The organism is Pseudomonas sp. LBUM1669, assembly GCF_059695705.1.
In genome coordinates this window covers 4,184,219-4,196,172 of the sequence record NZ_CP166784.1, presented here as the reverse complement: position 1 = coordinate 4,196,172, position 11,954 = coordinate 4,184,219, and the positions used below count along the sequence as shown (strand labels likewise).

The 11,954-nt window shown below is 58.3% G+C and carries 9 protein-coding genes and 2 pseudogenes; 8 read left to right on the top strand and 3 right to left on the bottom strand.

The annotated features are described in order from the left end of the window. Positions 1–44: 44 nt before the first annotated feature. The 5 genes and pseudogenes from ACA051_RS19605 to ACA051_RS19585 all read left to right on the top strand — a co-directional run. A pseudogene (locus tag ACA051_RS19605) lies at positions 45–203 on the top strand (ATP-binding protein); the annotation flags it as partial. A gap of 181 nt (positions 204–384) precedes the next feature. Then, complete coding sequence (locus ACA051_RS19600; protein ID WP_497371504.1) at positions 385–3,192, top strand: multicopper oxidase domain-containing protein; 2,808 nt, start codon at positions 385–387, stop codon at positions 3,190–3,192. Between the two features lie 17 nt (positions 3,193–3,209). Then, entirely contained in the window at positions 3,210–4,220 is a 1,011-nt protein-coding gene (locus ACA051_RS19595) for an SCO family protein (RefSeq protein ID WP_497371502.1), read from the top strand. A 93-nt stretch (positions 4,221–4,313) separates the two neighbouring features. Then, positions 4,314–5,810 carry a sensor histidine kinase gene (locus ACA051_RS19590; RefSeq protein ID WP_497304042.1) on the top strand — a complete coding sequence of 499 codons (1,497 nt, stop codon included), beginning with the start codon at positions 4,314–4,316 and terminating at the stop codon, positions 5,808–5,810. Beyond that, positions 5,779–6,141: pseudogene (locus ACA051_RS19585) on the top strand (response regulator); the annotation flags it as partial. The gene ACA051_RS19590 and the pseudogene ACA051_RS19585, both read left to right, overlap by 32 nt. A gap of 49 nt (positions 6,142–6,190) precedes the next feature. On the opposite strand, the gene ACA051_RS19580 reads toward ACA051_RS19585, so the two are convergent. Next, positions 6,191–6,559 carry a VOC family protein gene (locus tag ACA051_RS19580; RefSeq protein WP_497304040.1) on the bottom strand — a complete coding sequence of 123 codons (369 nt, stop codon included), beginning with the start codon at positions 6,557–6,559 and terminating at the stop codon, positions 6,191–6,193. Between the two features lie 179 nt (positions 6,560–6,738). Here ACA051_RS19580 and ACA051_RS19575 point away from each other — a divergent pair, with 179 nt between their 5' ends. Both ACA051_RS19575 and ACA051_RS19570 read left to right on the top strand, forming a co-directional pair. Then, positions 6,739–7,302 (top strand): DUF4174 domain-containing protein, encoded by a 564-nt coding sequence (locus ACA051_RS19575; RefSeq protein WP_497371500.1) that lies wholly within the window; start codon positions 6,739–6,741, stop codon positions 7,300–7,302. Positions 7,303–7,771: 469 nt separating this feature from the next. Further along, positions 7,772–8,149 carry a DUF6124 family protein gene (locus ACA051_RS19570; RefSeq protein WP_497304036.1) on the top strand — a complete coding sequence of 126 codons (378 nt, stop codon included), beginning with the start codon at positions 7,772–7,774 and terminating at the stop codon, positions 8,147–8,149. A gap of 78 nt (positions 8,150–8,227) precedes the next feature. Here ACA051_RS19570 and ampC read toward each other — a convergent pair whose 3' ends face one another. Beyond that, a complete protein-coding gene (gene ampC, locus ACA051_RS19565) occupies positions 8,228–9,394 on the bottom strand; it encodes a class C beta-lactamase (protein ID WP_497371498.1) in 1,167 nt (388 codons plus the stop codon). A gap of 160 nt (positions 9,395–9,554) precedes the next feature. On the opposite strand from ampC, the gene ACA051_RS19560 reads away from it, so the two are divergent. Beyond that, a complete protein-coding gene (locus ACA051_RS19560) occupies positions 9,555–10,433 on the top strand; it encodes a LysR family transcriptional regulator (RefSeq protein ID WP_497371496.1) in 879 nt (292 codons plus the stop codon). A gap of 163 nt (positions 10,434–10,596) precedes the next feature. Here the strand turns inward: ACA051_RS19560 and ACA051_RS19555 are convergent, their stop codons facing one another. Next, a complete protein-coding gene (locus tag ACA051_RS19555; RefSeq protein WP_497371494.1) occupies positions 10,597–11,886 on the bottom strand; it encodes a hypothetical protein in 1,290 nt (429 codons plus the stop codon). Between the last annotated feature and the right edge of the window lie 68 nt (positions 11,887–11,954).

The following is an 11,954-nucleotide window of genomic DNA, read 5'->3' as shown; positions in this document are numbered from 1 at the left end:
CAAGCTGATAAGACAGCCAGGCTGTCCCTGTCGCAAAAATCCTGGAACAACGCAGCATGGCATTCCGGCCTTTTTTCACCACCAGGCAAGGTGGCCTGGTGCAGGTCAAGCGGATGATGGAGCGGTGCGGCGGGGCGTTCAGTCGGCAAAGTCGCGAGGGCGAGGGCTCGTGTGTCCGCCTGTTGTTCAAGCGAATTCCCTGAATATGGGGATGAACTTTACCCAGTAGCGGGTGCCATGCCCCAGTCGCTTTTTGGGCATGGCAAATTGATGTTGATAAGCCATTGTTTTACTGGGTATTGATGCTTTTTATAAAACATTACGAATCTGGCGAACTCCTTGCAACCCCCCCATTACCCCTTCACGACTTCGAGGCGGCTGGTGATGGACAGAAAAGCGCGGCACCCCTGCAAGTGGTTTGGTCTCCTGGCGCCCCTGAGCGTCCTTCTGACAATGACGCTCGGCACAACGAGCCTGCGCGCCAGCCCGATCGACGACGAGCGACAGCCCGAACCGTCTGACCCTTCAGCGTACTACGACGAACCGGCTGACAAAGCAGGCGCCTTGAACGCCATTTTGACCATGCCCCCGGCTAACCTGGATTCCTTCGACTTGCCGGGGGGCGTCAAAGGCAGCAAAGACACCACGCGCCAGGAAAACATCCTGCCGCCGGCGGTGCAGACCAGTTTCAATTACCCCACCAACGGAAAACCCAGTCCGCTGTATGGTGCTCTGCCGTTCACTCAGCCACTGGCGCTGTTCGAAGAATTCGGTCTGGAAAAACTCGACCCCACCACCCCGGCGGCGCAGTTGCCTTTTCCTCCCGCCACCATCGGCCCGCTGCCGCAACAAGATCCCACCAGCGTCGCACGCAGCGCTCCGCCGAGTGCGGCGCTCGACGCGTTCTTGCGTCAACCTGGCTTGACTCCGTTCCCCAGCCAGTATTCCAACGTGGTCGACCGCAACCCTTGGCAGAAGCAGATTGAGTTTTTCCTCAACCGCCGTATCGGCTCGTCGGCTGAAGGCCGTCCGCCAGGAAAAGGCTGGTCGCATCAGCGCTGGAACGAGTTTTACCCGCAGGTGGCCTACAAGACCGTGCAAGCCGGCGCACGGGTGAATACCGGTTTGCGTGACAGTCGCCAGATGCACCGCTATGCCTTGGGTGAGTTTGGTCCCAGTGGCCTCTATTACAACGTGGCTGGCGTGCCGGCGACCGCAGGTACTTCCAAAGGCGTCGATCCGCGTTTTCACCCGAAAATGCCGGTGCAGAAACACAACTCGGTATGGACCTTCGACGGCACCTTTCCGCCCAAATTGCTCATGGTGCGTTATGGGCAACCGGTGTTGATGCGCCATTACAACGGCTTGCCGATCGACCCGTCGGCCAACATGGGGTTTGGCCTGCACACCATCACCACCCACGAACACAACGGTCACGTACCGGCGGAAAGCGACGGCTATGCCAATGCGTTTTTCTTCCCTGGGCAATTTTACGACTATCGCTGGCCGATCCAGTTGGCCGGTTACGACAGCATCAACACCACGGCTGCAGACCCGCGTGCAGCGTTTCCGTGCTCGCCGGGCGAAACCCTGTGGACTAACGACCTCACCCCCGGCCGCAAAACCTGCGACAACGGCATGATCAAGATCCGCGGCGACTGGCGCGAAACCATGAGCACCCACTGGTTCCACGACCACATGCTCGATTTCACTGCGCAGAACGTCTACAAGGGCAACGCGGCGATGATGAACTACTACAGCGCCCTGGACCGCGCCAATGAATCGGTGAATGACGGCGTCAACCTGCGCCTCCCCAGCGGCAGCGCCTTGCCCTGGGGTAACCGCGACTACGACGTCAACCTGATGTTTTCCGACAAAGCGTGGGATAAGAACGGTCAACTGTGGTTCAACCCCTTCAACACTGCCGGCTTCCTCGGTGACCAGGTGCTGGTCAACTGGAAATGGAAACCGGTCCTGGATGTGCGCGCCCGCAGCTATCGCTTGCGCATGCTCAATGGTTCCGTGTCGCGCTACTTCAAAATGGCGCTGGTGCGCGAGATCAAGGGCAGCACCGGTGAGTTCCAAGGGCCAGCCGGGTCGGGTGTGTCGTATGCCCGGGTGCCGTTCCACATGATTGCCAACGACGGCAATATCATGGAACACAGCGTACCGTTCGACGGCAGCATGGACCTGGATGCCGACGGTGATAAACAGAACCACAACGCGATCCTGCCAACCCTGGGCATCGCCGAGCGTTTCGACATCATCGTTAACTTCTCGAAAAACGGGATCAAACCAGGCGACAAGCTGTTCTTCGTCAACCTGCTGGTGCACCAAGACGGCAAGGGTCCGGAAGAACCCGTCGCCCTGGCTGACGTGCTGTCCGAGAAATACCGGGCGATCATCAAGCAAACCAGCAAGGGGCCAAAGTGGGAGGACGGTGATCCGGCGGTAGGCAAGGTGTTGCAACTCAACGTCAAGGCTTACACCGGTCAGGACCTGGCCATGGACCCGGCCGCTTATGAACCGGCCAAACCGGGCAAGGCCGAAGGCCTGTTTATGATCCCGCTGAAGATTCACCGCGACAATGCTGCCGACAAGGCGCTGCTGGCTCAGGCTCGTCACCGCACCTTTACCTTCGGCCGTTCTGATGGCACCGATGAAGCACCCTGGACGGTCAAGACCGACGGCGGTTTCGGGTTTCGCATGGACCCACGTCGGCTGAACGTCTCGACCAAACTGGCCAGCGGTCCGACCGACGCCGGCGTCACGGGTTTCGGCACGCTGGAAGTGTGGCACATCAAGGGCAATGACACGGGCTGGGGCCACCCGGTGCACGTGCACTTCGAGGAAGGGATCATCCTCAGTCGTGGCGGCAAGCCACCACCGGAATGGGAAAAGTGGGCACGCAAGGACGTGTATCGCGTCGGTTCGGAAAAGGACGGTACGGACAATGTCGAGATTGCGATCCAATTTCGCGAATTCGCCGGCACCTACATGGAGCACTGCCACAATACGCAACATGAGGACAACTCAATGCTGTTGCGTTGGGACGTTGAAAAGCCCGGGCAATTCCAGTTGATGCCGACTCCGTTGCCGAGCTGGGATGGCGTGCGCTACGTGAACTCTGCTGCGCTTCCAACCTTCCGCACCGGCGACGGCTACGGCACCAAAGCAGAGGTCACACCATGATCCGCAGGGGAGCCGACATGACATCAAGTACGCCGCGCTCCCGCGCACTGGGCATTAGCCTGATTTTGCTGATGGTCACCTGTGTGCTGGCCGCTTGGGTGCTGCTCGCTAATGAAGATGCACCGTCGCCGACGGAGTCGGCGACACCCTGGGGCGGCGATTACTTTCCCAATACCCTGCTGACCGATCAGGACGGTCGGCAGGTGCGTTTTTTCGAGGACCTGATCAAGGGCAAAGTGGTGGTGATCAACTTCATCTTCACCACGTGCAGCGACTCCTGTCCGCTGGAAACCGCGCGTCTGCGCCAAATGCAACAGTTGCTCGGGGACCGGGTCGGGAAGGACATCTTTTTCTACTCGATCAGCATCGACCCGCTGAGCGATACCCCCGAGGTGCTCAAAGCCTACGCCCAGCGCTTCAAGGTCGGACCGGGCTGGCAGTTTCTCACCGGCGAATTCGAGGCCGTTACCGACCTGCGAAAAAAACTCGGGCTGTTTATCGAAGGCGTCGACAACGGACGCAGCAAGGATCACAACCTGAGCCTGATTGTCGGCAATCAGACCACGGGTCGCTGGATGAAAGCCTCGCCGTTCGAGAACCCGTGGATCCTCGCCGATCAGTTGGCCAATACCTTGCAGAACTGGAAGCAGGCCAGTGCCGAGGGGAGCTACGCCAATGCGCCCGAGATCCGCCCGCCAAGCAACGGAGAAGAATTGTTTCGCACCCGTTGCGCGTCATGTCACAGCCTTGGGCCGCAAGACGGGCAGGGCATCGGCATGCGCAGCATCGGCCCGGACCTGATCGGCGTGACCCGTCAGCGAGACCCCGTCTGGCTCAATCGCTGGATCCGCGAACCGGATCGCATGCTTGCCGAGAAGGACCCGATTGCGCTGGAACTGTTTGAGCGCTTTGACAAGATTCCGATGCCCAACCTGCGCCTGGATGAAGACGCGGCGCAGTCCATCATGGATTTTTTGCAGGAAGAAACTGACCGTCAACAATCGTTGCAGGCGGCGCAGCTGCAATAGCGGCTGAATACAATCATTGAGCCGTCGGGCTCGATCAATGCCACCTGCACTGATCCGATGAAAGGGCTTCAACCCAGTACTCGGGAGCCACTTATGCAGATACTCCAACACCACAAAGTACCTGCGTTGTCGCACACGGCGGCAGGAGAAGGCACGGGCTTGCGTGGCCAGTTCAATCTGCTGCGCTGGTTTTCCCTGGGCAGTTTTTTCATCATCGCCGCTGTGGCGCTGGGGCTGGGTTATATATCTACGCGTTTCGTCGTCGAGGAAAGCATCGAGCGCGATTCCATGCTGACCGCGCAATTCATTCAGGCCATTGGTGATGCCGAAATCCGCCACGCCTCGATTACCCCGAACAGAACCATGGGCGAAATGCTCGATCCGCGCGGTGACAATGCCTATTCAGACGTCGATCCGGGCTCTCGTGCGGCTGCCCGCACAGAGTTTCTCGATCATGTCGCACACTTGCCGGACACGCTGTTGGCGGTGGTGTACGCCCTGGATCGCACGGTGGTCTGGTCGACCAATCCACAGATGATCGGCATGCGCGTCGAAGGCGATGAAGAACTGGACGAATCCTTTGAAATGAAGGAGCCGGTCTCCACCAGCTATCACCAGATCGACGAGGAGCGTCCCGAACAGATGCTGCTGCGCGAACCCAAGTACTTGTTCATCGAGAACTACATCCCGATGCTCAATGCCGACAAAAGCAAAGTGATCGCCATGGTGGAGATCTACAAAGAACCTGCGGACCTGGTGGCGCGCATCCAGCGTGGTTTCAAGTTGATCTGGCTGGCGACCGTGCTCGGTGGTGCCGTCATCTACCTCGGGCTGTTCTGGATTGTCTGGCGTGCGGCAGAGCTGCTCGAGAGCCAGCAGAAACAGTTGATCGCCAACGAAACCTTCGTGGCGCTGGGTGAAATGTCCTCGGCCGTGGCCCACAGTTTGCGCAATCCGCTGGCGAACATTCGCTCCAGCGCCGAACTGGTCCAGGAAATCGTCAGCCAGAATACGCAAAAGAACATCGGCGACATCATCAATCAGGTCGATCGCATGTCGCGTTGGGTCCGTGAATTGCTGATGTCGTTGCGGCCGATGAATGACGACTATGAGGCGGTGGATCTGGTGTTGATCATCGATGACACCCTGAATGCCTTCGACGCGCAGATCAAACGCTCCAGCGTCGAAGTCCATTTCATGCCCAAGTTCTGCCCGCCGGTGGTTAGTCAGCAGGTGTTGCTGACGCAAATTCTCAATAGCCTGATTACTAACGCCCTGGAAGCCATGCCCAGGGGCGGCGCGCTGAGTATCGAGATTGAATCGCCGCAGACCGGCCATGTGCGCATGATCCTGAGCGATACCGGCAAGGGCATGACCAAACAGCAGCAACAAATGGTCTTCAAACCGTTTTTCACCACCAAACAAGGCGGCTTGGGCGTGGGCCTGGCCCTGGTCAAAAGGATAATGGAACGCTTAGAGGGCTCGGTCGAAATGACCAGCCAGGAGCAGGTAGGAACCCGCGTTTGTCTCAACTTTAAAGTGGCAACGGGAGGAGAATATGGAGCACAGCATACTGCTGGTCGAGGATGATGAACTCCTCGCCGAGAACATTCAGATCTATCTGGAGCGCAAAACCTTCGAGGTGACGGTCTGCCACTCGGCTGAAGAGGCGTTGGAGCAATTGACCACATTCGCCCCGGACCTGGTGATGACCGACAACTCGCTGCCGGGCATGAGTGGTCACGATCTGATTCAGAAGCTGCGCATCAGCGCGCCGGATCTGAAAGTGATCATGATGACCGGCCACGGCGATGTCGAAGACGCCATGGTGGCGATGAAGGAAGGTGCGTTCCACTACGTTATCAAACCGGTGGCCTTGCAAGAGCTCAAGCTGCTGCTGGACAAGGCCCTGGCCACTGACCTGACACCTGGGTAGCATTCCTCGTTTTGAATCCGCACTGCCTCCAGAATCAGGGGCGCGTGAGCATTTCCAGCAGATGCCCGTCCGGGTCATCGAAATACACCCGCCGGCCACCGCCGTAATCGTTGATCTCGTTGGGCCGTTGCTTGCCGGGATCGGCCCACCAGGGCTGCTGGCGCGCTTGCAGGCGAGCGAAGGCTGCATCGAAATCCTCCTCGCCGATCAAAAACGCATAGTGCTGGGAGGCGATCGGAGGGTCGTTGTCGTAGAAATCCAGCGACACGCCATTGTCGAACTTGACGACCAGCATCGGCCCGAACGGCTCGGGAGCGGGCAAGCCGAGGATCTCGGCGAGGTAATGGGCCGAGATCTGCTTGTCTCGGCACCAGACGATGGTGTGGTTCAGCTGAGCGCTCATGGCGGGTCCTCACGGCGGATCAGGTGGATCGTTATGAGTGATGAGATTAGCTCAGGCTGTTGCGCAATGACCGCCCTGACCTAAGCTTGGGTCAAGGCGGAACACAATTGCGGTGCGTCACCCGGAACGATCGCCGCGATGCGCAATCATTAGAGCGTGGATATCAAAAGGAGATGCGCATGCTCATCAGGTCTTTGACCCTGACTACCTTGCTGGCTTTCGCCGGCCCCTTGCTCGCCGCCGAAGACGGCTCACCGCTGGACATCGACAAGGGCAGGGCCCGGCCACTGATTGTGATTGCTCCCAGCACCGTTGACCCGGTCTGGTTGAGCCTGAAAAAGTCCCTGAACGATCCGGCCAACAAGGACGGTGTCGCCCAGCGCAATATCAGGGTGTACACCGTGCTGAATATGTTCGGTCAGCTCGACGGCAAGGATCTCGGCCAGCAGGACACCATGGCACTGATCCGCTCGCTGAAACTCGGCGCGGGGGCGTTGCCCAAAGTCATCCTGGTGGGCAAGGACGGCGAGAAGAAGTTCGAGAGTTCGGGGGATGAATCAAAATCGGTCGATTTGAAGAAGATATTTGAAACCATCGACGCCTTGCCAGCGACCGAAAAAGAAGCCGCACCGCCGACGGTCGCGACGCCCGTGGTTGCCGGACCGGCCGCCAAGGGCGACAAGGGTGCAAAACCGGGCAAACCCGCCAAACCGACCAAGCCCCCAGAAATGCCGGATGATTGAACACCTACTGACCCCTGTGGAAGCGAGCACCGTCCTTTGTTTACGCCGCCACCCTCTGTGGGAGCTGGCAACGACAATGGGCGACCTCAAAGGGGCGCCCATTTTTTTTGCGGTGCAAGCCCCTGTAGCAGCTGCCGAGCAGCGCGAGGCTGCGTTCGGCTGCGCAGCAGTCGTCTAATCAGCCAACGCGGTGCATCAGGAAATTTGTGTATGTAGGTTTTATGACTGCTGTGCAGCCGAACGCAGCCTCGCGCTGCTCGGCAGCTGCTACAAAAAACGCGTGTTCCGTCTTGGTTTCATTGGTCTCGGAAATTTCCTGCAAGTCCTGTCGGACTTCATGAACTGGTTTCTGTCAGAGCGCGCCGTTAGCCTTTGTCAGCCACCGCAACCATCGCGGTCGGACGTGGGAGTCCGCAACACTGAGGGATCCAGGGACGAAATAACCAATGGCCAGAAAGGAGCCTCGTCTATGAAGAAGTTCGGCAAAAATGATCCGCAACGCCCAACCGACGCCACTCACCTGAAGCTTGTCCGGCTGGGCGAAACGGCCGAGCGCGACACCCCCATTGGTGTGCGCAAGCCCAGGCGTTCCGTCCCGATCAACCAGATCCTTACGATTGCTCCGGGCGTCGACACCCTCACTCTCTTGCATCAGGCCAGCGAAACCCTTGCGTCCCTGAATGCGGTGCTTGTGAGTTTTGCCGTCAAGCTGGATGGCTCGAACCGGATGATGCTGGGGGCTATTCAGCAGTTGGCGGGCATTGCGGAGTTGTTGGTGAATCAGGCCCGGGACAATCTTGATCCGAGGAACGATACGCCTGACGCTCCAACGCCGACCCGGCATTGAGGTGACGTTGTAACGACAATGGGCGACCCCAAAGAGGTCGCCCATTTTTATTACCAGCATTCACCCCTGTGGCGTGGGTTATTCAGTCAGTGCACTCAGAATGTTGTGAGCGATCTTGATTCGCTCGGCGTTCGGGTAATTCTTGTTCGCCAGAATAACGATACCGATATCTTCCGAAGGCACGAACGCGACATAAGCGCCGAAACCACCCGTCGACCCGGTCTTGTTGAACCATGCCGCGTCTTGCGCAGGTTGTGGCGGGTTCAACCACTGAACTTTGTGCGCCTCCATTGCCATTTTCGTCGAGTTGCCACTCAGCAACGTATCGAGGGTGACCGGATAGTGGTAATGCTCCCAACCCAACCCCTGCGTCATCTCGCCCACGGTGTAGAAACCGCCGTGAGTGAGGGCAATCGCTTGCTGCAATGGCTTCTCCAGCGTCGCCGGTTTCAGGTTCGCTTCAACATAACGAAGCAAATCCTCCGCGCTGGTTTTCACCCCATACGCCTCCGAGTCCAGTGCACCCGGGCTCACCCGTACCGGTTTGCCCTCCTTGCTGTAACCCTGGGCGTAAAGCCCCATCTGCTCCTGCGGCACCTTGAGGTAGGTGTGCTTGAGCCCAAGTTTGGGCAGCAGGGTTTTTTCCATCAATTCATCGAACGGCTGGCCCATGCTTTTGGCCGTCAGATAACCGGACAGCCCAAGGCTGGGGTTCGAATACTGACGGTGGGTGCCTGCGGCATAAACGGGCTTCCACTGTTTGAAGTAGGCGAGCATTTTGTCTGGATGATCGGCCTCATCAGGGAACTGCAGCGGCAACCCGCCAGCGGTGTAAGTGGCGAGTTGCAACACGCTGATGGTGTCGAATGCACTGCCGCGCAGCTCAGGCCACACCTGGCTGGCCCGGTCAGACAAAGACAGTTGGCCGCTGGTCTGGGCGTAGGCCGTCAGCGTGGTGGCGAAGGTTTTACTCACCGAGCCGATTTCGAACAGGGTTTCTTTGCTGACGGGTTTACCGTCTACTTTCGACGCCACACCGTAGTTAAAGTAATGCTGCTGACCCTTCAAGGTGATCGCGACCGCGACGCCAGGGATATTCTGTTGTTGCATGACCGGGCCGACGGCGGCTTTCACCAGGGCGTCGAGTTGATCGTCGGATTTTGTTGCGGCCATACAGTGACTTGCGCCGATCAACAGGGCGAAAGCGCTGAAGGACGCCAGTCTTGGCAGATGAAATTTGAACATGATTGGAATCACTCTCCATGAGTTGCCATTACTTTAACCGCTACACTCCGAACGGATCCAACACCGGACGGCTGACGGGCGCGCCAAATCTAGGCAGTCGGGTGAGAATCGACAAACGACGATATTTAGGGTTAGCCATTAGAAAAATTTGGGAGTGGACATGATTCGTCCTCATCTGCCGCTGAATGCATTGCGTGCCTTCGAGGCTTCCGCGCGCCATTTGAGCTTCACTCGGGCAGCGGTGGAGTTGTTCGTCACGCCGGCGGCGGTCAGTCATCAAGTCAAAAGCCTTGAAGCCCAGCTTAACGTAACGCTGTTCAAACGCTTGCCCCGCGGCCTGATGCTGACCAGTGAAGGCGAAACCTTGCTGCCAGTATTGCGCGAGTCCTTCGACCGGATTGCCGAAACCCTTGAGCGTTTAGAGGGTGGGCATTTTCGTGAAGTGATAACCGTGGGCGCTGTGGGGACGTTTGCGGTGGGTTGGCTGTTGCCGCGTCTGGCAGACTTCCAGTCGAAACATCCGTTCATAGATTTGCGCCTGTCGACCAACAACAACCGGGTGGATGTGGCTGCCGAAGGCCTGGATTACGCCATCCGGTTTGGCGCCGGAGCCTGGCACGGGATTGAAGCTTTGAAGCTGATTGACGCGCCGTTGTCGGTGCTCTGCGTCCCGGAAATCGCCGGGCAGTTGCAAGAGCCTGCGGATTTGCTCAAGCAGACGCTGTTGCGTTCCTATCGCACGGACGAGTGGCCCGAGTGGTTTCTGGCCGCCGGGTTGCCGGCCAATACACCGCCGCCCAAGAGCATCGTCTTCGACTCCTCGCTGGCCATGATGGAGGCGGCGCTACAAGGCGCCGGCATTGCCTTGGCGCCGCCGCTGATGTTTACCCGGCAACTGGCGGCAGGGGCGATCGAGCAACCGTTCGACATCGGCATCACCACCGGTAGCTATTGGCTGACCCGCTTGCAGTCGCGCCCTGAAACGTCGGCGATGACGATGTTCAAGGAGTGGCTACTGCAAGCGGCCAAGATAAACTGACGAATACCAGCCCCCTGTGGGAGCGAGCCTGCTCGCGATGGCGGTGTAACAGTCAATGATGATGTTGAATGTTATGGCCTCATCGCGAGCAGGCTCGCTCTCAGAGTGATTGCGGTGTTCAGTACTTTAACTGATCGGCATCAGGCCACTGTGCCGGGGATTTTTATTCTTCAACCGAGACCAGCGTTATACGACTCTCCGTGCCCCCTAGCGTGGACGAGGAAAGAAAGAAGTAAGCGTAGTCTTCAAGGTAGAAAATCTTGCTGTCACGTTTGAGCTTCTGGCCAAGGTCAAACTGACAGCGCAGTTCTTTGGCGGGGCCTCTCAGCTCGCTGTTGACCTGGGCTGCGTCGAGCACACGCTGCACGGTGCATTGCACACTTTCCAGTTTCATTGTTTCGCCGTCGAGGGTGCTTCGTTCCCGTTTGCTGGCGCGCATTTCCAGTGACGCACCCACCGGCATGCGTTGCCAGTCGCCGGTGAAACTCAATTGCTGAGTGTCGGTGACGGTGGATAACGGTGGTCTGTTTCGCTTGCTGTCTGTCAGCGAATAGTGTTCTGCCAGTGGCAACAACCCTCTGAAACTGACGATGTAACGGCCGATTGGAGCCTTTTCCCGGCGCTCGCGCAATTGTCCGCTCTGAGCGTCGGTGTCGAACACCAGCGCATTTTCCGTGCTTGAGTTTGAAAAATATAAGAGCGTGTTATTGATCTTCGACACCGTGCGCTTGAGTGTCCGGGTGGGCGGCGCAAGCTTTAAATCGGTGATGGCTTTCAATACCGAAGCGGACACAGGTTCAATCTGGTAGCTCAGTGGAAGTTTGGCGCGGGCGACATACGCAGGCAGTGTCGAGCGCTGCGAGGGTGCGGCGCACGCAGCGTTCAGCAAGGTCTGGGTGTCCGCGCTGCCTTGGGTGAAGACCTGTTGCGACGGGTTGTTCAGTACCCCGCCCATGGACACCCGATCATTCGGGCCAAGCTGGAATGAGCTCAGTACTCGATAGGCCTTGCGTGCGCAGTCGACTTCGTAGCGCCCGCGAGTCTGTCCGAATAGTTGCAGGTTGGGCTTGTCGGTGAGCAGCAAGGGTTCGTCGAATCCGCCCCAGAACCGGCTGACGTTGCCCTCGGTTTTCAGGCTGCTGACGTCGATCATCACCCAGCGTGCGGCTTCAGTGCGATGGACAATGCGCCAGTCCGACGCTGCGGTGCGCTTACAGGCTTCGCTAAAGTGGGGTTTGCTGGCCAGCTCGGCTGCCAGTTCCTTGGGAATCAGAACCGTCAATGGTGTGTGCTGGTGGCTGCCATCCGTCGTCGCGATCGGGAAGTTGTCGAGGAACAGCAGTTTGACATCGGGCACCTTGCAGTCCGCTTGCAACTGCACAACGCTCGGTAAGCCATCGCGAGTGTAAGCCGGGGTATGAACCTGATAACTGAGCGTATCGCCGTTACGCATCACTGAGTTTTCCAAGGGTGTTTTGTTAAACACGTCTTGCACTGTCAGAACCGGCTGCCGGTAGGGAG

Excerpts from the sequence above, each read along its gene's own strand:
- ACA051_RS19600 (WP_497371504.1), top strand. The coding sequence starts at position 385 with ATGGACAGAAAAGCGCGGCACCCCTGCAAGTGGTTTGGTCTCCTGGCG.
- ACA051_RS19595 (WP_497371502.1), top strand. The coding sequence starts at position 3,210 with ATGACATCAAGTACGCCGCGCTCCCGCGCACTGGGCATTAGCCTGATT.
- ACA051_RS19590 (WP_497304042.1), top strand. The coding sequence starts at position 4,314 with ATGCAGATACTCCAACACCACAAAGTACCTGCGTTGTCGCACACGGCG.
- ACA051_RS19580 (WP_497304040.1), bottom strand. The coding sequence starts at position 6,559 with ATGAGCGCTCAGCTGAACCACACCATCGTCTGGTGCCGAGACAAGCAG.
- ACA051_RS19575 (WP_497371500.1), top strand. The coding sequence starts at position 6,739 with ATGCTCATCAGGTCTTTGACCCTGACTACCTTGCTGGCTTTCGCCGGC.
- ACA051_RS19570 (WP_497304036.1), top strand. The coding sequence starts at position 7,772 with ATGAAGAAGTTCGGCAAAAATGATCCGCAACGCCCAACCGACGCCACT.
- ampC (WP_497371498.1), bottom strand. The coding sequence starts at position 9,394 with ATGTTCAAATTTCATCTGCCAAGACTGGCGTCCTTCAGCGCTTTCGCC.
- ACA051_RS19560 (WP_497371496.1), top strand. The coding sequence starts at position 9,555 with ATGATTCGTCCTCATCTGCCGCTGAATGCATTGCGTGCCTTCGAGGCT.
- ACA051_RS19555 (WP_497371494.1), bottom strand. The coding sequence starts at position 11,886 with ATGCGTAACGGCGATACGCTCAGTTATCAGGTTCATACCCCGGCTTAC.